Raw genomic sequence first — 21,970 nt, forward strand, 5'->3', positions numbered from 1 at the left:
ATATGATCTAAAAGTATTTTTTACCCGTAAATTTGCCGTCCGAAAAAAATACCGCTATGAATTTTGACTTAAAGGAAATCGCTACCGCAGGAATGATATTGTTTGCCGTTATCGATATTTTAGGTAGTATTCCCATCATAATATCGTTACGCAAAAAGGTTGGGCATGTGCAGTCCGAAAAGGCCTCGATCGTGGCCGCATCCATCATGATAGCCTTTCTGTTTGTTGGCGAAAGTATTCTTACTTTGATCGGCATCGATGTAAACTCGTTTGCAGTTGCGGGGGCTTTCATTATATTTTTCCTCGCCATTGAAATGATTCTTGGGATATCACTTTATAGGGACGACGAGCCAGAAACGGCTTCCATCGTGCCCATCGCGTTCCCACTTATCGCAGGTGCGGGTAGTTTGACCTCCATTTTGTCCCTAAGGGCAGAATACCATGTGGAGAACATTATCGTCGCCATAATTTTAAACGTTATCTTTGTATACATCGTGTTGAAGTCCAGCGCAAAAATTGAGCGGATATTGGGGAAAAACGGGCTCAATATCATCCGAAAGGTGTTCGGTGTGATTCTTATGGCCATTGCCGTAAAATTATTCGCCACCAACATCAATCAGTTGTTGAACCACGGTGTTTAAAATTTTGATATGAACAAGACCCTTGCAATCGTTTTAATAATACTGGCCTTGGGCCTTATTGCCTATAACGTGACTTTGGTGGATTTTGAAAATCCGCTTCAAGGCGATAGTACCATTGCATTGATCAGCATTGTGGCCTCCTTATGTGCCATTGTACTGATCCTGATCTTCATTACTTCAAAAAGGATAGACGAAAAGCTGAAAGATTGAGCTGTTTATTGAACAGTATTCAATGACCCTATTTGGGATTGGTCGATAATCGCCTTGTCCAACGCCTTTACTTTATTGAGCATGGCATCGTGCTCGCCCTTTATCTGAGCTGAAAGATTGGGTGAAAACAATTGCTCGGCTATATTGGCCTTTATAAACGCCTTGATTTTATCCTCGTAGGCATAAAAATCCAACTTTACCTTCCGGTCCAATACAAATTGAATGAACTGATCGAACAAGATATCGTCTACTGTGAATTCATCCAAAAACTGGTTTTGATCATACCCATCGTACATGGTCCTGTCCTTTTCCAAATGCTCAAACACGAATCGGGCGAAGAATTGATAGGTATCCTCCATGCTTTCTATCGCTTCTTCCTGATTGCTCCCGATCGGAACAAAAACATCGGGGATAATACCACCTCCCCCATATACTATTTTACCTTTTGGGGTCACAAATTTTAAAGAGTCTGCAACTTTTATACTATCGGCAGATGTGAGCTCCCCACTGGCATATCGTTCCATGAACCTTTTGTAATAGTCATGGTTGCCATTTTTATAGGATTTTTGAATGGACCGGCCAGTTGGGGTATAATATCTGGACACCGTAAGTCGTACCGCAGACCCATCGCCCAGATCCATTTCCCGTTGCACCAAACCTTTTCCGAACGAACGGCGCCCCACAATGGTGCCGATATCGTTGTCCTGCAATGCACCGGCGATAATCTCACTGGCGGATGCGGAACGTTCATTGATCAGAACGTACACGGGTTTGTTCTCAAAATCGCCTTTACCCGTAGCAAATGCTTTTTTAATCCTTCCTTTCTTGTTTTTTGTGTAAAGAATCAACTTGTCCTCTCCCAAAAACTCATCGGCCAATTTTTCGGCAATACCCAAGTAGCCCCCTGGGTTGTCCCTAAGGTCTAGGGTCAGTTTTTCGGCCCCTCTAAGTTTGAGCTTTCTAAGGGCATCTTTGAACTCATCAAAAGTGGATTCCGCAAAACGGTTGATTTTGATATATCCCATATCGTTCGTCAACATGTAATACGCATCAACACTTCTGATCGGAACCCTATCCCGCACCACCGGAACGTCCATCATCTTGTTCTCGGTCTTCCTAAAGACCTTTAAATTTACCTTGGTTCCTATTTTGCCCTTTAAGGTGGTGACGACATCATCATTCGCAATTCTTTTGCCATAAAGGGTGTCCTTGTCGGCCATCAAGATCCGGTCCCCGGGTTTTATACCACTGATGTAACTTGGACCGTTCTTAATCGTACGTATCACCGTAATGGTGTCCCGGTACATGTAAAAGCTTACCCCAATGCCCGCAAAATCACCTTTCATGCTTTCGGCGACATCCTTCATCTCATCTTTTGGAATATAAACGGAATGAGGGTCCAATTTGCCCAAAATGTTGTTTACGGTAACATCCACAATGCTATCGGTATCCACTTCATCCACATATTCGTAGTCGATATAATCAATAAGACGATTGAGTTTATCTTTTTTGGAATTGGTGGAGAACAACTTCTCCGGGGAGTCGTTAAAATGAAGCTTGCCCCCTATAAAAATACCGAGCGCTACTGCCAAAGCAAGCAATGTGGGCCAAATATATCCTTTAATCTTTTTCATATAGCAATTATGGTTTTAAACCATTTCTTCCAGAACGGGCAGGTGAACTATCTGGACCCCTGCCTTTTCCAGAAACTTAATCCCGGAATCGTCTTTGTAGGCGTTTTGGTATACCACACGTTTTATGCCAGCTTGGTGCACAAGCTTGCTACATTCCCTACATGGCGACAATGTAATGTACAAGGTAGCACCCTCGCAAGACTGTGTGGAAGAGGCTACCTTTAAGATGGCATTGGCCTCTGCATGGAGCACGTACCACTTGGTGTACCCATCCTCATCCTCGCAAAAATTTTCGAATCCGGTAGGTGTTCCGTTATACCCATCGGAAATGATCATTCTATCTTTAACAATAATAGCACCTACCTGTCTCCTTTTGCAGTAAGAGAGTTTGCCCCATTCCTGGGCCATCCTTAAGTAGGCCTTATCATATTTTTCTTGTTTACTCGCCTTCATAAATCCAAAAAACACTGATAATTAAATAAATATACCTGCTTTGGGAAACCCTTACAACCTTATTCGATAAAATTTAACGTAGGTCCTATAAGGGGAACGTAGCAATTAGCAGGGGTATTGTAATGATAATAATCAAAATTGAAGCTGTCGCGATAAAAATGGCTCTTTTAACCTTCAAAAGGTCCAAAATCACATACGCAATGGCCAAAACCATCAAAATAATGGTCACTTGTGACAGCTCTATCCCTGTGGCAAACCCCAATAAGGGAGTTACCTTGTCCTCTTCTTCGGCCATCAGCATCTTAAAGTAGTTTGAAAACCCAAAACCGTGGATCAGTCCAAAGAAAGCGGTGGCCAAAATGTGAAGAAACAATCCCACATCCAAGGATTCTTTGTACACATATGCAAAATTGAAAAGGGCCGTAAGCAATATGGTGACCGGGATCAAAAACTCTATAAGGCCTACATCCACCGTAACAAATTCGAAAGCGGACAATGCCAGTGAGGTACAGTGTGCCACGGTAAAAATAGTGGCCAAAAGCAGTACACGTTTCCAGTTTTTAAAAGTAAAAGGGACGGCCAGGGCACACAAAAACAAAATATGGTCGTAGGCACCAAGATCCAGCACATGGTCGAGTCCCAATTTGATGTAGAACAAAAACTCTTGCATAATTACGTGTTAGGATATTCCTCTTTCCTTCTGTATGGTTTCATAGGCTCTTTGCACCTCTTTGAATTTTTCCTCGGCACCGTTTCTGATGGCCTCGTTTTCGGTGACCACCCGATCGGGATGGTATTTTTTTGCCATTTTGCGATAGGCCTTCTTCACTTCCTCGTCCGTCGCACTCTTTTCAATCTCCAAAATCTTATAGGCAGTGTCCGCTGATTTTACGAACATGGCCATTATACTCTCAAAATCGTGCGCGCCCACTCGCAAATATCCTGCAATTTCCCTTAATTTAAGCACTTCGGCCTGACTTGCCTGTCCATCGGACTGAGCTATCCCGAACAAGAAGTGCAGCATCTGCAACCGTACTTCATATCGTGTTCGCTGCACCATATAACTGCATATGCGTTGGGCGGATATTTCCCTTTTTTTAATGACCTCATTGAAAGTCCTAAAAATGGCGTTGGCCCTTTCCTTGCCGTAGGTGCTCAAAAAATATTGTCGTACATAGTCCAGTTCCCTTTGGCTGACCTGTCCATCAGCTTTTATGATTAAGGAACAGAGCGACAAAAGGTTCAACTCAAAATCTTCCGGGGAAACCGATTGTCTGGTAAAATCCTGAAAAACGGATCTGGACTTTCTTGAGGATCCTCCCAAATTATCCAAAAACGTTCCTACGATAAACCCCAAGATGGCACCGGGAAAACGAAATAAAAAATAGCCGAGAAAGGCGGCCACCCATTTGATCATGCTTACAACTTTAAACCCCAAAGATAGTGGTTTGATAAGTAAACAAAGCTTTAAGCTATGTTAACGGTGATGAAAAAACGTAACAATACCGTATCTTTGTATCCTAATTAAAAATAAGCCTATGTATCCAGAAGAATTGGTAAAACCTATGCGCGAGGACTTGGCCGGTGCCGGGTTTGAAGAACTACATACAAGTGAAGCTGTTAACAATGCTTTGAAAAAAGAAGGAACCACCCTGGTCGTGGTGAACTCGGTTTGTGGTTGTGCCGCGGCAAATGCCAGGCCTGCTGCCAAGTTGAGCTTACAAAACAGCAAAACGCCCAACCATTTGGTCACCGTTTTTGCCGGTGTAGATATGGAAGCTGTGCAAACGGCAAGAAACCATATGGTCCCTTTTCCTCCATCTTCACCAAGCATGGCATTGTTCAAGGACGGCGAATTGGTCCATATGATAGAAAGACACCATATTGAAGGTAGACCTGCCGAACTTATTGCAGAAAACCTGATGGAGGCTTACAACGAATTTTGCTAAAATCAGCAAATAAAATATGTAAGGACCACCCGAATGGGTGGTTTTTTTATTTTTACCAAAACCATTAAAACCTTTTCTGTGTTCAAACTGCTGTCATATCCCCTGACCATCCTTTTCTTCATCCTTTTTGGACTGGTTTTGGTAATTTTTCATCCTATACAATGGGTCTGCCTGAACCTATTTGGATATAATGCCCATAAAAAGAGTGTTTCCGTATTAAATTGGTTCATTATGCGGTGCACCTATGTACTCGGAACCCGTTATACCTTCAACAACAAACAAGATATTCCAACCAATAGGCCACTGATCATCGTTACCAACCACCAGAGCATGTACGATATACCCCCTATTATTTGGTACATGCACAAGTACCATCCCAAATTTGTGAGCAAGATCGAATTGGGCAAGGGCATACCCAGTGTTTCCTATAATTTGAGGCATAGCGGCTCTGCCTTGATCAACAGAAAGGACCCCAAACAGTCCATCGCCGAACTTCAAAAACTGGGGAGGTACATTGAACAGAACAACAGAAGCGCCGTTATTTTTCCAGAAGGTACACGAAGTAGAAACGGTGTGCCAAAACCGTTTAGGACCACAGGGCTTAAAGTTCTGCTGAAGAACGCTCCTTCTGCCCTAATCGTTCCCATTAGTATAAACAACTCATGGAAATTGCTTCGTTATGGAAAGTTTCCCATGGGTCTGGGCTCCCATGTTACGTTTGATGTGCATCCACCCATAGAGAACAATGGCAATGCCGATGAACTTATTGCCCAAGTAGAAGCCCAGATTGTGTCTGGGGTCAATTCCGACCAATGAACGAAGAACTATTGATCGAAAACACCATCTATTTTGTAAAAAATCAGCTTGAGCATGCCGAGGGAGGCCATGATTGGTTCCATATTGAACGGGTTTTCAATACCTCCAGATTGATCCTTAAATACGAAGAGGGAGATAATTTGGTGGTGCAATTGGCAGCACTTCTCCATGATATTGCCGACCCAAAGTTTCATGATGGCGACGAAACCATTGGCCCAGAAAGAGCAAAGACTTTTCTGGAATCCCAATCTGTGAATAAAGAAACCATTGATCATGTGGTGAACATCATCAAGCACATGTCCTTTAAAAACAGCTTGGAAAAGCATGTGGCATTTACATCCAAAGAACTTGAAATTGTACAGGATGCCGACCGATTGGATGCAATAGGTGCCGTGGGCATTGCACGGGCGTTCAACTACGGCGGCTTTAAAAACCGGGAACTGTACAATCCCGATGTTGCCCCAAAGCTCAACATGACCAAGGAGGAGTACAAACATTCCAAAGCGCCGACCATAAATCACTTTTATGAAAAGTTGCTGCTCCTCAAGGATAGAATGAACACCGCAACGGGGAAAAAACTTGCCGAGGCGAGACACCAGTTTATGCTGGACTTTCTTGAACAATTTTATAAGGAGTGGAACGGGGACGAATGATTTTCCCAAGGATTTCTTATCCGCTTTTTGTATCTTGGAAAACACATAAAAATTCAAACAGGATACAATGCAAAGAAGAAAGTTCATCAAAAATGCGGCAGCGGCATCTGCTGCCTTTTCCATAGTTCCAAGTCATGTTTTGGGCAAGGCCCATATTCCCCCGAGCGACACTTTATATGTGGCCGGATTTGGCGTTGGGGGCAGGGGCAACAGCGTAATCAACGGATTGAACAACACCGGAAAGGTAAAGTTTGTGGCATTCTGTGATGTTGATGACCGCCGTGCGCAGCAAACTTATTCCCAATTTCCCGATGTAAAACGATTTAAGGACTATAGAAAAGTCTTTGATGCACATTTGAATGATATTGATGCCATTGCCGTGGCAACTCCGGACCACACGCATGCTACCATTTCGTTGCCTTTTATGCGCGAAAAAAAGCATGCCTATGTAGAAAAGCCTTTGACCCATAATATTTATGAGGCCCGGTTGATGACCAAAACGGCCAAAGAGAATGGCATTGTAACCCAAATGGGGAACCAAGGGGCGTCCAGCGATGGCAGTAGAATTGCACGCGAGTGGGTGGATTCTGGCATCATTGGAAAAGTACACACCATAGATTGTTGGACCAATAGACCAGTATGGCCGCAAGGTGTCCCATTGCCGACAGAAAGAGATCGTATCCCAAAGGGATTGGATTGGGATTTGTGGCTCGGCCCTGCCAAAATGCGCGATTATAACGATGCTTACCTCCCATTTAAGTGGAGAGGATTCTGGGATTTTGGCACCGGGGCATTAGGAGATATGGGCTGTCATATTATGGAAACTCCTTTTAGTGTATTGGACCTGGGATATCCAATTGAAGCTGAAGCAAGCTGCACCACGGTTTGGGTAGACGACTTTGTGGAGGCCGATTACAGCCACTCCTGTCCTCCATCGTCCAAAATACACCTCAAATTTGAACATGAGGACCATGGTGATATCGCATTGAACTGGTATGACGGAGGCATAAAACCAGACCTGCCCGACGAACTTAAAGATGATGAGACCATTGGTGATTCTGGCGGTGGTACCATCATGTATGGGGATAAAGGTATTTTGATATGTGATACCTATTCACAGAACGCAAGATTGCTGCCTTCCGAAATGATGGATCTTTATAAAGCGCCGGAACCAAAATATCCAAGGGTCCCAGGAGGGATCGAAGGGCACTTTGCCAATTTTGTGGACGGTTGCCAAAACGGTACGCCCACATCTTCCAATTTTGAAAAAGCCGGAAGGTTGACGGAAACCGTACTTATGGGGAACTTGGCCGTTAAGGCATACCAATACAAAGAATTACAGGAAGGTAAAACGCCAAGGGATTGGAACCCTTATAATTCCCCCGGAAGAAGAAAATTGTTCTGGGACGGCGATAATATGAGAATCACCAATTACGAGAAAGCCAATGAATGGGTGACCCGAGATTACCGTGATGGCTGGGAGCTTAAATAATCCTATTTAACTTATATTAAAAATGGCCCGTTTGGGCCATTTTTTGTTTTTGTTATTCTGTAGCATCCCTATAGCTATAGGGGCAAAGAATCTCGTTTTAATAAAATAAGAGTTGACACGACTGCCTGCCGCAAGCAGGAATTTCACGTATTCACTCGAATCCTTGTCTTTTTACCACATCAGTCATTATTTAATGTTCTTTACCAATTTCCATCAAAACAATTTCATCTGCCCATTCTTATATTGTTCGTGCAGCTCCGTGTTCAATTTTGGAAAGCTTCTCCCTTGAAAATATTTTGTTTTGGCAATATGGGCCATTCTGTGTATTTGCTCCGCTATTTTTCCTTCCCCTTTAGACCGGGTACCAAACCTGCTATCGTTTACGGTTCCACCATGGCAATCCTGTATTTGGTGCAAGACTTTTTCGGCCCTGTCCGGCATTGCCTTTTTGATCCAATCGGAAAATAGTTGCCCTATGGCGCCATTGAGCCGCACCACCGTCAACCCAAAAGAAAGCGCTCCATGATCCGCAACCGCTTTTGCGAGGGGCAAAAGCTCATGGGAGTTTATGCCCGGTATCATTGGGGCAAGCATTGCATTGACCGGAATGCCATTTTCTGACAATACCTGAATTGTTTTGAGTCGCTTTTGAATAGAGGCCGTTCTGGGTTCCAATTTGCGCCTTGTTTTTTCGGACAAAGAGGTCACCGATACATTGACACCTATCAACCGATGTTCGTTGAGCTCCCGTAAAAGATCTAGATCACGCAAAACCAATGCGTTTTTGGTGATTATGCCCACGGGATGCCTATATTTTAGAAAAACCTCGAGGCATTTCCGCGTAATCTCGAACTTTTGCTCCGCGGGTTGGTAGCAATCCGTATTACCGGACAATACAATCGTCTGTGCTTGCCATTTTTCACTTTTGATCTTGGCTTCTAAAAGGGCTGGTGCTGACTTTTTAACCAGTATCCGCCGTTCAAAATCCAGTCCTGCACTATAGCCCCAATATTCGTGAGAGTTGCGGGCATAACAATAAACGCATCCATGTTCACAACCTTGATAGGGGTTCATGGAATACCCCATGCCCACATCGGGACTATCCACTTTGTTAACTATGGTCTTCGGGAAAATGGGGGTGTACGTTGTTTTGTTGCTCTCAGCTTGTTCGCCTTCTACTCTGCAGAATTCCAAAAAATCATCCCTCAATTCATACTGATGTTTTAAAAACTTATTGTCCGGATTCTTCTGCGCTCCCCTACCTCTTATAAATTCACTGGATGACATTTTTTTGGATTTTATCCAAATTTATGGATTATTTCCTTTTTTTTGAATATGAAACCTTTTAAAATTGGTAAATAAAAAAAGCCGGGAAAATCCCGGCTTCAATTGCTAATGGTTAGGTTGTCCCTTTGGGACGATAATATCTAAAATCTATTCCAATCCGAAATACTCGGCTACTGCGTTGTAGTCAGCGGTGTCAACACCAGCGGATTTTAGCTCGGCCATGATGCTTTCTTGAGAGTTTTTACTTCCAACCATAGTTTCAATAGCAATAATTCTGAAAATAGTAAAAGTCCCTGCGGCAATTATAGCTTCACTATCTGTTGCAGTAGTATAAAAATTCACTTCACCTTCCCCAGTATCCTCGTCATAAAATAAACGGGTATACCTAGCATTTAAATCTAGAGGACCAGGTACAGAATAATAAACATTTACATTGTTCTTTAAATAAAAAAGGAAAATGTATTCGGAAAGGTCTCCTTCAGTCGGTATTGTGAAAGGAAGTGTAGAACCTGTAAAATCAGTAACTAAAATATCATACCTTTGGACATTTGCGTTACCCTGTTCTCCTTGCTCCCCTTGAGGACCCTGTTCTCCTTGCGGGCCTTGCTCACCTGGGTCGCCTTGGATACCTTTTTCACCATCTTCTCCAGAGCAGGAAACCAACGAAATTGCCATACAAAGCATGGCCATACTAAATAATTTTAATGTTTTCATTTTGAATAAATTAGGGTTATTAATACTCCAAATGTATGTTGAATCGTACGCTCAATTTGACCCTAATTAACCTAGATAGGCTACCATTTGACGGATGACCCGATTGAATTGATATAAAAATTTTTATGTAAGATTATTCCTTCTTTTTTGAATTGACAGTATAAAAAAAGGGCCCCCGAAGAGCCCTTTTACATTGATTCAATATGTTGTTTTATCTAAAATCTACTTTGACTAGCTGTTTTCTACTGCCGTGTTTGGCATAAAAAAGCATTTTGTCCTCAGCTTCGTCCTTTAACGGTTTGGAGACCATTAGCGGTAACCTCGCCTCCTGTTGGTCTATTATCTTTTCGTAGTCCATGACCCCGTTCTCATCCAAGGAAATCAAGAAAACGTTGCGATTTCTACTAAATCCCTGCTTAAATATCAGCCTTTCGTTATTGATCAATTGTGGATTTTCCGCAGCGGTGCAGATAAAAAAATAGGTTTTTCCGTTCCTACAGTACGAACTGTATGACGCGTAGGCACCGTCACCCTGTGTAACCTCTGTCTTATTGATGTTTCGAGCCCATTCCATGGTCCCGTTGGAACTGAGTTTTACGCTTACGATGTCGTTGTGGTGGAACCTTTCTATCTTGACCCTTTGCCCGGCACCGGTAGTTTCCAGACCAGTGGTTACGAAGTACTCCTCGGCATTGAAGAAAATTTCCCCTTTTTCCGTTACCTCAACGCCTTTAAAGACCAAATTCTTTATGTCCTTGTCCTCTTCCCTGCCGAATTTGTCGTCCATAAACTGTTGCGAAAAAGGATTGTACTTCTGGCTGCGCATATCCAACGAACCGGAATCAAGCTCAAAATAAGCAATGCCGTTGTACCTGTTGTCCTTTCTATCGGCATAAAAGCCCACACAGACCAGTCTGTCCTTTATAAGTACCGGATACAAGGCTTCAGGATATTTGCCCGGGTCCACAAAAGACTGTGTCCTACCCCCGTTCTGTGATATTTTTATGAGTTCGTACTGAAACTTTCGCTCATCGACCTGAAAACGTCGTTTTTTAAAGTATGCCTTCCCCACAATGTAGGCGGTTTGCAAATCCTGTGAAAAGGCCACGTTCTCAAAAGCATAGTTCTTCTCTTCGATTTCATCCGAAAAATCATACTCGAACTTTTTGTTAAGGGCGGTATCGAACATATGGATCATATGCTTGTTGTCCTTTCCCTTTTTGTGGTGCGTACTGATCACAAAACCCGTTTTGTCCTCATTAAAAAGAATAGCCGTTGTAAATCCGCGTGAGAAATCACGGTTATAATAATTCTTACCAACAGGATCGTCCACTGCTTCGGAAGCAATGGAGAGCAATTTCTTTTCCTTAAAATTAAAGTCGATGATGGGGCTGGTGTGTACCCAATACTCATATTGTCCCCGAGCTTCATTATAATTTAGGAACATGAGGTTCAATTGGCCGTTTTTTAGGAATCCGTCCACAAAATCCAGTCCCTTGATCTTGTAATTGTACTCGGAGATAAGTTCCAGGTCCTTGTTGTACCGTTCAATAAGATATCCTTTGGGTTTTAGAATGAGCCCTTGGTAGTAGGCCCTCACCAAAACATATCCCTGGGAGTCGTCTTCGGCAATGGTGACCAGGTTGGAATAGCGGTACCTATCCTTATACTTTTCCCCAAAATCGTAGGTGACGGGCATTTTTTGTGCCATCAAACAGTTGCCTGTCAGCACAATGCAAAATAACAGTAAGAGGTTCTTTTTCATGATTTGGCATGGTTAGGCCAATGGTCACGATCCAGGGAATTCTGCTTTTCGTTTTTCTAAAAATGCGGTGGTTCCTTCTTTAAAATCGTCGGTTCCAAAGCAATGTCCAAAAGCATCAATTTCTACTGAATAGCCATCGGCGTCATACTTAAAACCAGCATTTACCGCTTTTATTGCATGTTTTATGGCCACTGAGGAATTATTCGATATCCTGTTCGCAATTTTCGCACAAAACGGCAACAATTCCTCGGAAGCAACCACATGGTTCACCAGGCCATATCCAAATGCCTTATCGGAATCTATCATACCAGCCGTCATGATCATTTCCATGGCACGTCCCTTGCCGACCAAATGGGGCAAGCGCTGTGTGCCTCCATATCCCGGAATCAGACCCAACGATACTTCTGGCAATCCCATCCTGGCATTGCTACTGGCCACCCTAAAATGGCATGCCATGGCCAGTTCCAGACCTCCCCCCAATGCAAAACCATTGATGGCCGCAATGACCGGAGTTGACAAGTTTTCAATAAAATCGAACAGGTTTCGCTGACCTGCCGCAGCAAGTTGTCGGCCCTCTTTTACAGAATAATTGGAGAATTCCGAAATATCCGCACCTGCTACAAAAGCTTTCTCGCCGCTTCCAGTAATAATGATCACTTTGATATCCGAATCTTCTTCCAGTTCTTTAAAAGCGTCGTGCAACTCCTCGATTGTCCGTTTGTTGAGCGCGTTAAGTTTTTGGGGTCTATTTATGGTAATGGTGGCCAAATTGTTCTCTTCTTCAATGTAGATGTTTTCGTAGTCCATATATGTTGATTTTTGAAACGGTTTAAAAAAACCGCCTTAATTATTTGTTTTCTTTAGGGAATTCAATGGTAAAAACAGTTCCCTTACCCACTTTGGACGTAAAGTTAATGGTTCCGCCATAGTTCTCAACAATGTTCTTGACCATCCCCAATCCAAGACCGGTACCACTAGATTTTGTGGTGAACTTGGGCTCGAATATGCGGTGTTTGTACTCTTCGGAAATTCCCAGACCATTGTCCGCCACAGAAATTTTAACGTGTTCCCCCACAGTGGCCACGGTGACCAAAATTCTTGGGGATTCCACATCGGGAATGGCCTGAATGGCATTTTTTACCAAATTGGTAATTACTCGGATCAACTGTGTCCGGTCCAACTTGGCTATGATTTCCTCTTCGTCGGCTATAAAGTGGATATAATCCTCATTAAAAATTTCCAGCGCCAGTTTTACCACTTTCACTACGTTCAAGGTCTCGTTCTGTTGGGCAGGCATGTCCGCAAAGCTGGAAAAAGCCGTGGCAATGTTGCTCATGGTATCGATCTGTTGGATCAAGGTCTTCGAGAACTCCTTTACCTTTTTCTGTATTTCTGGATCGTTGGGGTCGAACTTTCTCTCAAAACTCTGTACGGTAAGACGCAAGGGGGTCAATGGATTTTTGATTTCGTGCGCCACTTGCTTGGCCATCTCGCGCCAAGCCTGTTCACGTTCGCTACGTGCCAATTTCACCGCGCTCTCCTCGAGCTCATCGATCATTCGGTTATAGGAATCCACGAGTTTACCGATTTCTTCGCCTGGGCTTTCCAAATAGATTTTTTCGTTTTGACGGGTCAAGTTGGTCCGGTTAATCTTGTCCGAAATGGTCTGTAGGGACCTCGTAATGTATTTTGAAATGAAATATGCCAGAATGATGGCAACGACCAACATGAGCAGATATACCATGCCCAACCTAAAAAGAAATTCCTTCAGCTCCATATTATTGAAGGTATTGTCCTCAAAATACGGAAGGTTCAAGATTCCAATGGGCTTGAACTTAAGGTCGTAGATATACGTATAGATTGCCTGATAATTATCGCCTGCGGCCCTTTGTGCTTCAACAAATCGTGTTTCGCCACTTTCCCTTAAAAAATTGAGCACTTCGGCGTCCAAACAAGTGGCAATGGTATTCGAATCAAAACTGGGCCTTGAATTTTTGATCAAATTGCCCTCAAGGTCATAAATGTTAAAATTTACATTCTGAATGTTCGCGATTTCATAGATTTCCTCGCTAAAAATCAAGTGCAAATTTTCGGTGGTAACAGGATAAGTGGTTTCCTTTAGCGTATAATTGATACTCTTAATGAGCTGCTCTTCTTTTCGCTCCAACCTTTCTTGGTGATAATCGTTTCCCTGCTCCTTATATTGATAAACGGTGACCCCAGCAATAAGAACGGAGGCCAGCACCACCAAGGTGATCATGGAAATAAATATTCTTGACCGTAAGGAAAGTTTTTTTAGCAAGCCCGCTTGATTTTGGTATTAAATTTAAGCAATTATCGAGCCAAACAAAGCGCAAATTCAGGAGCCAAGTTCAAATCCGTTGGATTTGCTACGCATTGGGATTACGGTCCCTTACCTTTTTGTACCATCGAATGCCAAGCATCAACAGAATCATAAGAACAAATATGCCCACTATCCCATAAATCCAATTGAAGGTACTTTTTAGTACCACCAAAAAGACCACGGCAAAAAGAATAATGGTTGCCACCTCGTTCCATATCCGCATAAATTTTGAGGTGTATTTGACCTCATCGCGCTGCAACTGTTTAAAAATTTGATGGCATTTAAAATGATACACAAAAAGCAGGAGCACAAACGCCAATTTTACGTGCATCCAAGGTTGTTGCAACCATGCTGGCATTAAAATCAACAACCAAATGGCCGTTAACGTGCACAAAATTGCCGATGGCCAAGTGATGATATACCAAAGCCGCTTTGTCATCAACTTGAGTTGTTCGGACAATATTTCCTTGTCGGGCGATGGTTTTTGCCAAGCCTCAATATGATAAATAAAGAGCCTGGGAATGTAGAACAGACCCGCAAACCAGGTCACCACAAATATGAGGTGCAACGATTTTATATAGGGATACAACAATTGACCTGTTTTTAGATGTTACATTCGAATGGCGCCGATGCCATTCTCCCAAAGTTTGGCGTTAAAATTAGGTATTTCTGAATTCATCAGTGCTTCTGCACGCCGTTTTAATCCCGCCCATTGTGCATCCAACTCTGCTTTTCTATCCTTTGATGGTTGATTGATCTGTGGCAAAGCGCTATTGCTATGGTTCATTACAAATAAATATTCAGCGGTAAACTTGTTGGGAAAGTTCTCCACATCATCATACGCTTGTGATTTACGCTGTACCATTTCGCCATCCCATTCCTTTAATTTATCCAGCAATGCTTGGCCTTCCTTTTTAAGCTCCTCATTGTCCAAATCCTTCAAAAGGGTCTCCAACTGACCTTGCACTTCTTTCAACTTGTTCACTTTGTTGTGCATATCCGTCAACTTATTCTCAAAATCCGTCATTATGGTATGATACTCTTCAAAACGCTCCTCGGTCATGTTGGTGTTCGGCGTAGGAACAATGGCGCCTACTGTGGAAACCATTTTATCCCCTGCTTTTAAATTAATGGTGTATGTGCCCGGCGGCACTTTATGTCCTGAAAAATCGGCCTCGATATATACGCCTGGAACGCCTGGGACAATGGGCGTTTTTAAATCCCAAACAAAACGGTTCAGTCCTTTATCCGTCCCCAGAACTGGTTTGGGTGGGGCACCGCCACCGTTGTGGGGAATATAACTATCATCTTTCTTGGAGGTAAAGCTACGGACCAATTTACCCGACCGGTCCAGAATTTCCATGGTCACTTCGGTCGAATCCATTTCCTTTGGAAGATTGTAATACATCACCATACCATTGGCCGGGTTAACCCCTTCATATGGATTGGTGCCTGTCACACTTTTGGAATTACTGCTGAGCGGACTTCCCCAATATCCATGAATGGCTTCTTCTGGCTTATACATTTTCAACTCCCCTGTATTTCCCTTGTATTGGGAAAGCAGGGTGATGTTGTCCAAAATCCAAAAACTCCTTCCCGATGTTGCCACGATCAAGTCACCTTGATGTACTTTTAAATCGGTGATGGGTGTTTTGGGTAAATTCAATTGCAGGGCTTCCCATGTTTTGCCATCGTTCCACGATACATAAAGACCCTTCTCGGTACCTGCAAATAACAATCCTTTCTGTTCTTGGTCTTCACGAACCACCCGGGTAAAGGCTCCGTAAGGGATTCCTTCGCTGATATTGGTCCAACTTTTTCCATAGTCGGTACTTTTGTACAATCCAGGTGTGTAGTCGTTGAATTTGTATCGGGTGGTGGCAATGTAGATAGTACCAGGGTCATGAGGCGATACTTCAATGGCGTTCACCAAACATTCCTTTAAGCCTTTCGGGGTAATATCTTCCCATGATTCCCCTCCATTTTTAGTGATGTGTACCAAACCGTCATCACTTCCCGTAATCAAAACGCCCGCTTCATGCGGTGATTCAATCAGGTAGGCCAAGGTACCGTAGTTCTCGGCTCCAACCGCTTCGTTGGTATAGGGACCACCGCCTTTTCCTTGCAGTTCGTCTTGATCTCTGGTGAGGTCCGGGGATATTTCCTCCCACGTTACCCCGTTATCCCTGGTCCTGAGTACCAGTTGTGCCCCATGATAAAATGTTCCAGGTTCATGCTTGGACCAAATAATGGGTGCATTCCAATTGTAGAGATATTTCATATCGCGGGCATCGCGTCCCAAGTATTGAATGGGTGCCGCCATCACGTTGCTGGACATTTTGGATTCCATATCCAACAGTTCGATAGTTCCCAAATAACTTCCACCCATAACGTAGCGTGGATCATCGGGGTCAAAGCCCAAAAATGCGCTCTCGCCCCCTGCGGAATAATGCCAATCTTCTTGGTTGATACTCCATCGGCCTACGGAAAGACTTGCAATCTTTACTGAGGTGTTGTCCTGCTGTCCACCGTAAATGTTATAGGGAAACATATTGTCCGTATTGATACGGTAAAACTGGGCGGTAGGCATATTGTCCTGAAGCGTCCAATTCTCTCCATAATCAAACGAAATGGTTGCTCCGCCATCATCTGCCAAAAGAATGTTTTTGGAATTGTTTGGATTGATCCACAAGTCGTGGGTATCGCCATGTGGAACGGAAATGGTTTCCCATGTTTTACCACCATCTTCGGAGCGGAACATGGAAGCACTTAGTACATACACGGTATTTTCATCATTGGGGTCGGCAAATACTTCGATATAATACCACGCACGCTGCACCAAACGGTTGTCGCCACTTACCATGTGCCAGCTATCCCCTGCATCATTGGAAACGAACAAGCCGCCTTTATCTTGATTGGAATCACTTTCTACCAATGCGTACACCTTATTGGAATTGGCGGCGCTCACTGCGATGGCCATTTTCCCTTTTTCTTCGGGCAGTCCTTTGGTCATTTCTTTCCAAGTGTTACCGCCATCGGTACTTTTGTACAATCCGCTTCCAGGACCGCCACTGATTACTTTATTTGGTTTCCGCTGATGCTCCCACATGGCCGCGTACAACACTAATGGATTATTGGCATCCATAGAAAGTTCGGCTGCTCCCGTACCTTGGTCTACATAAAGAATCTTCTCCCACGTTTTTCCAGCATCCATGGAACGGTATACCCCTCGTTCTTCATTTGGGGCGTACAGTGCCCCTTGAGCAGCTACGTAGACAATATCAGGATTGGTCGGGTGGATAATGATCCGCGAAATATGCTGTGTCTTTTCAAGGCCCAACTTGATCCATGTTTTTCCTGCATCGTTGGATCTGTACATGCCATCTCCATAAGAGGTCATTACTCCCCTCGGGGCATGCTCGCCCATGCCACAGTACACAATATTGGGGCTGGATTGTGATACGGCAACCGCACCCACAGAGCCCATTTCAAAAAAACCGTCCGAAATGTTTTCCCAAAGGCCTCCAGCATTGGTGGTCTTCCAAAGGCCACCTCCCGTTGTACCCATGTAATAGGTCAAAGGGTCTCCCACTACGCCACTAGCTGTTACGGAACGTCCGCCCCTAAAAGGACCAATGTTCCTGAATTTCATGGGTTCCAAATAATCGTTGGCGGTCTGTGCAAAAGTGAGCGTTCCAAAAGCTGCACTCAGCAAAAAAAGAAATCCTCTTTTCATGGTGATGGTTGATTTGTATTATTGGTAGGTGGTGTACAATCTAAAAGCCCCCATGCAAAAACATAGGGGCCGTATTATTATTCCTCGATACTCAAATAATCCAATTTGAGTTGATTGAATTCTTCGTTGAAGGCTGAAATCTCCTTGTCGACCAAAGCATCAAAGGCTTCCAATTGTTCTTTGATTTGACCACCTATTTCATTTTTCACGGCAATGTCCTGCTCTGTTGGAGGGAAATCGTCAATCGAAACCAAGCTGTTCAAATGCGCCAATTTGTTGGTCAATTTGATAGGGAAATTCAATGGGTCTTGGTTACTTCTGTTCTTGGTCTGATAGAGCTCCTTCTCAATGGACCCGAATTCTTCCTTCATCTTTTTGGCTTTCTCTACCAAGGCCTTCGTAGCTTCATCATCTTTATACTTTTTGATGAAGTCGTCCAGTTTGCCGTTGATCGTCCTGATCTTTTTAATGGATTGGTGCGCCCTGTCCACAGTCTCGTTCACCTCGGTGATGAAATCGTACTGTTTCTGCATATCGGCCGCGGTGACCTCTGCCCTTGGATCGGGAAGAATGGTAAAGTTTTCGGTCTGGGTCTCACCGTTTACGTTCAGCGTGACCTTGTATGTTCCAGGTACTGCTTTCGGTCCATTTAAGTTGGCCCACCATAGAATCATGCCGTCTAATCTTTCAGCACCTTTGCCACGGGTATCCCACACATAGGTGTTCCCTCCTTTTTTGGCTTCCAGTTTTTTGTCCTTTTCCTTGGCGTAAGTGCTGTAGGTTTCCAACGTATCGCCATTCATTTTGGAGTAGGTCAGGGCTATACTGTCCTTTTCCGAGAAATCCTTTAAATAAAAATGGGTGATTACACCATTCGGCAGGTTTTCCCCTTCTGTTTTTGATGGCCTACTTGAAGCTCTTCCTTTGGTTCTATAGCTGTCCCTTGGTTTGTACAAAATGGCATCGGCCGATTTTTTCACATCATCCAATTGATGAAGCACGGTAAGGTCATCTATTACCCAAACACTTCTACCTTGGGTCGCTACGATCAAATTGTTGTCCTTAATGGCCAAATCGGTGATGGGCACTATGGGCAAGTTCAACTGGAATTTTTCCCAATTGGCACCATCGTTGAAAGAGATGTACATTCCCGTTTCGGTTCCTGCATACAACAAGCCTTTTCTTTTCGGGTCCTCGCGGACCACACGGGTAAAGTGCTCGTCTTCTATTCCGTTGGTGATTTTGGTCCAAGTTTTACCATAATCAGTGGTCTTGTAAAGGTATGGAGCAAAATCGCCCAGCTTATACCGCGTTGCGGCGACGTAGCAAGTACCTTCATCAAAAGCGGAAGGCTCGATACTATTGATCATGTTCCATTCTGGCATACTCGGAGGAGTCACGTTTTCCCATGTTTGGCCTCCATCCTTGGTCACATGGATAAGTCCATCATCACTACCCACCCAAAGCAATCCTTCTCTTAAGGGGCTTTCGTTGGCCGCGAAAATAGTACAATAATATTCCACACTCGTATTATCCTGTGTAATGGGTCCGCCACTGGACACCAATTTTGTGGGGTCGTTCCTGGTGAGGTCTCCGCTCAACAGTTCCCAACTCTGACCTTCGTTAGTGGTCATATGCACATGGTTGGAGAAGGTATAGAGTTTATTAGGGTCGTGCTTACTGAACATGATGGGGAAGTTCCACTGAAAACGGTACTTCATTCCCTCGGCACCATGGCCCATGGGGTTATCTGGCCATACGTTGACGGCCCTTGCCGTATTCTTCTCATGATTGACACGGGTCAACAAGCCACCGTAACTACCCCCATAAACAATGTCGTTATTCTCGGGATCCACTGCAATATGGGCGGATTCACCACCAGCTGTCTCCTCCCAATCATCCTCACCTATGGAACCATCATCACTCCTGTAATTGATTCTAAGGGTAGAGTTGTCCTGTTGGGCCACATAAATACGGTATGGAAAAGCATTGTCCGTAGTGACCCTATAAAATTGTGCCGTAGGTTGGTTGTGATAGGTACTCCATGTTTCTCCGCCATCGTAACTCACTTGGGCACCCCCGTCATCTGCCATGATCATACGGTCCGAATCTTCTGGGGCTATCCATAGATCATGATGGTCACCGTGGGGAGCATTGTTAGATTCAAAGGTTTTTCCTCCGTCTGTACTTTTATGATAGCTCACATTGAGTACATATACTACATCCTCATCATTCGTATCGGCATAAACCCTGGTATAATACCAAGCACGCTGTCTTAAACTTCTATCACTATTGACCAAGGACCAAGTTTTACCTGCATCTTCCGAACGGTAGAGCCCTCCTTTTTCCTTGTTCTCTACCATTGCCCAAACCCTGTTGCTGTTTTGAGGCGAAACGGCCACCCCGATAATTCCTAAAGTATCGATTGCAAAGCCTTCGTTATTGGAAATTTCGGTCCACGTTTCACCACTATCCGTACTTTTCCAAAGTGCGGAACCTTCCCCTCCACTATTCAAGCTGTAGGGTGTACGTTCAATTCTCCAAGTAGATGCATATAAAATTCTTGGGTTGTTGGGGTCAAAAGTAAGATCAACAGCTCCTGCCATATCATTGGCATAAAGCACTTTTTTCCAAGTCTCTCCACCATCGGTACTCTTGTAAACACCGCGCTCTTCCGTAGGTTTGTATAGATTGCCCATCACGGCCGCGTACACGATGTTGTGGTCTTGGGGATGAATTCTCATTCGGGAAATATGACGGCTTTTGTCCAATCCCAAAGATTTCCAAGTTTTCCCGGCATCCTCGGTCTTCCAAACACCGTAACCTGAGGAAACGTTACCTCGAACGGTCTGCTCGCCTCCACCAACATAAATTACATTATGGTCGCTTTGCGCTACCTCAACGGCACCGATACTTCCTCCAAAATAACCGTCGGAAATATTTTCCCAAGTACGGCCTCCATCTTTGGTTCTCCAAACTCCGCCTCCTGTGGCACCAAAATAATATAGGTTAGGTTCTCCTGGCACACCGGCAACTGTGCCAGAGCGTCCTCCACGAAAAGGGCCGATCAATCGGTATTCCAAACTGGAGTAAAGTTCTTCAGGATATTCGGGTGAACTTTGTTTCTTGTTCCTACGCTGGGAATGAGCAGGGGAAATAACTAATGTTGTGGCAAGCAAAAGCATACCAATTTTGAAAAAGCAAGTCTTCATTTTTAAAGTGTTAAGTTAGTCGGCTTTAAATGTAGTGAAAAAGACACAAAAAAAGTTGTTCAATATTTTGTACTTTAACCCAGCTTATTTAAACCTAAAACTAAACAATGCTTAAATTTTTAAAGGTCGCCATTTTGATTCTGGCGATAACCGCCTGCAAAAATCAAACCAACAAAAAAGAAGAAACGGCATCGGTTCCTACCGAAGAAAAGGCATCCGAATGGAAATATCTTTTTGATGGCACCAGTTTGGAAGGCTGGCGCGGTTACAATATGGATTCCCTTCCCCCAGGCTGGACGATCAAGGACAGCGTACTCACTTTTGATACCGAACTGGGACTGGAGCAGGACTATACCGGCGGAAAGGATATTATTTATGGCGCCGAGGAGTTCGATAATTTTGAACTATATCTTGAGTGGAGAATACCTGAGGGAGCCAATAGCGGAATTTTTTATCATGTGAAAGAAGGGTATGATGGCCCTCCCGTGGTTGCACCGGAATACCAGATCATCGATGATGAGAACTATGCCGATATCCACGATTTGACGGGCTACAACTCACAGTTCGGTGCCGAGCATCCCGAACTCCTGCAGGATTGGCAAAAAACAGGGGCAGATTACGCCATGCACACGGCTGATGAATCCCAAAAAAACCTGAACCCGGTCGGCCAATGGAATTCCTCCAAAATTGTTTTTACCCCGGAAAGGGTTGAACACTGGCTCAATGGAAAAAAGTTATTGGAATTCGTACCCTGGTCCGAAGAATGGAACGCCAAAAAAGCATCGGGAAAATGGGACAACGCCCCCGATTACGGAAAATACAAAACGGGCTACATTGCCCTGCAGGACCATTCCAGTCCAATTTGGTTCAGAAACATAAAAATCAAAAAACTATAACCTCCAGACCATGAACAAAAGAGAATTTTTAAAAAAAAGCAGTGTAGGGGCACTTGGAATTATGTTTGCCCCATCCATTTTAAAGGCAGGGTTTCCGAAAGATAAGCTCAGGACGGCCCACATCGGGGTCGGTAACATGGGGATGGAGGATCTCAAGGCGGTCTCATC

The 21,970-nt window shown here is 43.9% G+C and carries 19 protein-coding genes; 7 read left to right on the plus strand and 12 right to left on the minus strand.

Annotation, left to right across the window (positions count from 1 at the left end):
* Positions 1 to 56: 56 nt before the first annotated feature.
* Complete coding sequence (locus SD449_RS17295; RefSeq protein ID WP_318312360.1) at positions 57 to 641, plus strand: MarC family protein; 585 nt, start codon at positions 57 to 59, stop codon at positions 639 to 641.
* 9 nt (positions 642 to 650) lie between these two features.
* Positions 651 to 851: a hypothetical protein gene (locus SD449_RS17300; RefSeq protein WP_318312361.1), complete on the plus strand. Its 201-nt coding sequence runs from the start codon at positions 651 to 653 to the stop codon at positions 849 to 851.
* Between the two features lie 5 nt (positions 852 to 856).
* On the opposite strand, the gene SD449_RS17305 is transcribed toward SD449_RS17300, so the two are convergent.
* The 4 genes from SD449_RS17305 to SD449_RS17320 all read right to left on the minus strand — a co-directional run bounded on the left by SD449_RS17305 (position 857) and on the right by SD449_RS17320 (position 4,355).
* The gene (locus SD449_RS17305) at positions 857 to 2,485 is read right to left on the minus strand and encodes a S41 family peptidase (RefSeq protein WP_318312362.1); all 1,629 of its coding nucleotides are present in this window, start codon (positions 2,483 to 2,485) and stop codon (positions 857 to 859) included.
* Between the two features lie 15 nt (positions 2,486 to 2,500).
* Positions 2,501 to 2,938, minus strand: coding sequence for a deoxycytidylate deaminase (locus tag SD449_RS17310; protein ID WP_318312363.1), 438 nt, complete (start codon positions 2,936 to 2,938; stop codon positions 2,501 to 2,503).
* 85 nt (positions 2,939 to 3,023) lie between these two features.
* Complete coding sequence (locus tag SD449_RS17315; RefSeq protein WP_318312364.1) at positions 3,024 to 3,608, minus strand: HupE/UreJ family protein; 585 nt, start codon at positions 3,606 to 3,608, stop codon at positions 3,024 to 3,026.
* Between the two features lie 9 nt (positions 3,609 to 3,617).
* Positions 3,618 to 4,355 carry a tellurite resistance TerB family protein gene (locus SD449_RS17320; RefSeq protein ID WP_318312386.1) on the minus strand — a complete coding sequence of 246 codons (738 nt, stop codon included), beginning with the start codon at positions 4,353 to 4,355 and terminating at the stop codon, positions 3,618 to 3,620.
* A 121-nt stretch (positions 4,356 to 4,476) separates the two neighbouring features.
* Here SD449_RS17320 and SD449_RS17325 point away from each other — a divergent pair, with 121 nt between their 5' ends.
* The 4 genes from SD449_RS17325 to SD449_RS17340 all read left to right on the plus strand — a co-directional run bounded on the left by SD449_RS17325 (position 4,477) and on the right by SD449_RS17340 (position 7,848).
* On the plus strand, positions 4,477 to 4,887 hold the full coding sequence (locus SD449_RS17325) for a BrxA/BrxB family bacilliredoxin (RefSeq protein ID WP_318312365.1): 411 nt from the start codon (positions 4,477 to 4,479) through the stop codon (positions 4,885 to 4,887).
* Between the two features lie 78 nt (positions 4,888 to 4,965).
* Positions 4,966 to 5,703, plus strand: coding sequence for a lysophospholipid acyltransferase family protein (locus SD449_RS17330; protein ID WP_318312366.1), 738 nt, complete (start codon positions 4,966 to 4,968; stop codon positions 5,701 to 5,703).
* A complete protein-coding gene (locus SD449_RS17335) occupies positions 5,700 to 6,356 on the plus strand; it encodes an HD domain-containing protein (protein ID WP_318312367.1) in 657 nt (218 codons plus the stop codon). Before SD449_RS17330 ends, SD449_RS17335 begins: the two co-directional genes overlap by 4 nt.
* 67 nt (positions 6,357 to 6,423) lie before the next feature.
* Entirely contained in the window at positions 6,424 to 7,848 is a 1,425-nt protein-coding gene (locus SD449_RS17340; protein WP_318312368.1) for a Gfo/Idh/MocA family protein, read from the plus strand.
* A 213-nt stretch (positions 7,849 to 8,061) separates the two neighbouring features.
* Here the strand turns inward: SD449_RS17340 and SD449_RS17345 are convergent, their stop codons facing one another.
* The 8 genes from SD449_RS17345 to SD449_RS17380 all read right to left on the minus strand — a co-directional run bounded on the left by SD449_RS17345 (position 8,062) and on the right by SD449_RS17380 (position 20,906).
* Complete coding sequence (locus SD449_RS17345; RefSeq protein WP_318312369.1) at positions 8,062 to 9,135, minus strand: PA0069 family radical SAM protein; 1,074 nt, start codon at positions 9,133 to 9,135, stop codon at positions 8,062 to 8,064.
* A gap of 147 nt (positions 9,136 to 9,282) precedes the next feature.
* Entirely contained in the window at positions 9,283 to 9,849 is a 567-nt protein-coding gene (locus SD449_RS17350) for a collagen-like triple helix repeat-containing protein (protein ID WP_318312371.1), read from the minus strand.
* A 211-nt stretch (positions 9,850 to 10,060) separates the two neighbouring features.
* The gene (locus tag SD449_RS17355; RefSeq protein WP_318312372.1) at positions 10,061 to 11,614 is read right to left on the minus strand and encodes a hypothetical protein; all 1,554 of its coding nucleotides are present in this window, start codon (positions 11,612 to 11,614) and stop codon (positions 10,061 to 10,063) included.
* Positions 11,615 to 11,638: 24 nt separating this feature from the next.
* The gene (locus tag SD449_RS17360; RefSeq protein WP_318312373.1) at positions 11,639 to 12,421 is read right to left on the minus strand and encodes an enoyl-CoA hydratase/isomerase family protein; all 783 of its coding nucleotides are present in this window, start codon (positions 12,419 to 12,421) and stop codon (positions 11,639 to 11,641) included.
* A 40-nt stretch (positions 12,422 to 12,461) separates the two neighbouring features.
* Positions 12,462 to 13,874: a sensor histidine kinase gene (locus SD449_RS17365; RefSeq protein ID WP_318312387.1), complete on the minus strand. Its 1,413-nt coding sequence runs from the start codon at positions 13,872 to 13,874 to the stop codon at positions 12,462 to 12,464.
* A 130-nt stretch (positions 13,875 to 14,004) separates the two neighbouring features.
* On the minus strand, positions 14,005 to 14,550 hold the full coding sequence (locus SD449_RS17370) for a CopD family protein (protein ID WP_318312375.1): 546 nt from the start codon (positions 14,548 to 14,550) through the stop codon (positions 14,005 to 14,007).
* Between the two features lie 18 nt (positions 14,551 to 14,568).
* Positions 14,569 to 17,694 (minus strand): VPS10 domain-containing protein, encoded by a 3,126-nt coding sequence (locus SD449_RS17375; RefSeq protein ID WP_318312377.1) that lies wholly within the window; start codon positions 17,692 to 17,694, stop codon positions 14,569 to 14,571.
* A gap of 77 nt (positions 17,695 to 17,771) precedes the next feature.
* Entirely contained in the window at positions 17,772 to 20,906 is a 3,135-nt protein-coding gene (locus SD449_RS17380) for a WD40/YVTN/BNR-like repeat-containing protein (RefSeq protein WP_318312378.1), read from the minus strand.
* A gap of 107 nt (positions 20,907 to 21,013) precedes the next feature.
* On the opposite strand from SD449_RS17380, the gene SD449_RS17385 reads away from it, so the two are divergent.
* Positions 21,014 to 21,802: a 3-keto-disaccharide hydrolase gene (locus SD449_RS17385; protein WP_318312379.1), complete on the plus strand. Its 789-nt coding sequence runs from the start codon at positions 21,014 to 21,016 to the stop codon at positions 21,800 to 21,802.
* Positions 21,803 to 21,970: the final 168 nt, after the last annotated feature.

The sequence above is a fragment of the Flagellimonas crocea genome, from assembly GCF_033441595.1.
Lineage (GTDB): Bacteria > Bacteroidota > Bacteroidia > Flavobacteriales > Flavobacteriaceae > Flagellimonas > Flagellimonas crocea.

Coding starts and splice junctions, on each gene's coding strand:
- SD449_RS17375 (WP_318312377.1), bottom strand. CDS start 17,694: ATGAAAAGAGGATTTCTTTTTTTGCTGAGTGCAGCTTTTGGAACGCTC.
- SD449_RS17355 (WP_318312372.1), bottom strand. CDS start 11,614: ATGAAAAAGAACCTCTTACTGTTATTTTGCATTGTGCTGACAGGCAAC.
- SD449_RS17380 (WP_318312378.1), bottom strand. CDS start 20,906: ATGAAGACTTGCTTTTTCAAAATTGGTATGCTTTTGCTTGCCACAACA.
- SD449_RS17325 (WP_318312365.1), top strand. CDS start 4,477: ATGTATCCAGAAGAATTGGTAAAACCTATGCGCGAGGACTTGGCCGGT.
- SD449_RS17295 (WP_318312360.1), top strand. CDS start 57: ATGAATTTTGACTTAAAGGAAATCGCTACCGCAGGAATGATATTGTTT.
- SD449_RS17360 (WP_318312373.1), bottom strand. CDS start 12,421: ATGGACTACGAAAACATCTACATTGAAGAAGAGAACAATTTGGCCACC.
- SD449_RS17365 (WP_318312387.1), bottom strand. CDS start 13,874: ATGATCACCTTGGTGGTGCTGGCCTCCGTTCTTATTGCTGGGGTCACC.
- SD449_RS17345 (WP_318312369.1), bottom strand. CDS start 9,135: ATGTCATCCAGTGAATTTATAAGAGGTAGGGGAGCGCAGAAGAATCCG.
- SD449_RS17335 (WP_318312367.1), top strand. CDS start 5,700: ATGAACGAAGAACTATTGATCGAAAACACCATCTATTTTGTAAAAAAT.
- SD449_RS17320 (WP_318312386.1), bottom strand. CDS start 4,355: ATGATCAAATGGGTGGCCGCCTTTCTCGGCTATTTTTTATTTCGTTTT.
- SD449_RS17315 (WP_318312364.1), bottom strand. CDS start 3,608: ATGCAAGAGTTTTTGTTCTACATCAAATTGGGACTCGACCATGTGCTG.
- SD449_RS17385 (WP_318312379.1), top strand. CDS start 21,014: ATGCTTAAATTTTTAAAGGTCGCCATTTTGATTCTGGCGATAACCGCC.
- SD449_RS17350 (WP_318312371.1), bottom strand. CDS start 9,849: ATGAAAACATTAAAATTATTTAGTATGGCCATGCTTTGTATGGCAATT.
- SD449_RS17310 (WP_318312363.1), bottom strand. CDS start 2,938: ATGAAGGCGAGTAAACAAGAAAAATATGATAAGGCCTACTTAAGGATG.
- SD449_RS17300 (WP_318312361.1), top strand. CDS start 651: ATGAACAAGACCCTTGCAATCGTTTTAATAATACTGGCCTTGGGCCTT.
- SD449_RS17305 (WP_318312362.1), bottom strand. CDS start 2,485: ATGAAAAAGATTAAAGGATATATTTGGCCCACATTGCTTGCTTTGGCA.
- SD449_RS17340 (WP_318312368.1), top strand. CDS start 6,424: ATGCAAAGAAGAAAGTTCATCAAAAATGCGGCAGCGGCATCTGCTGCC.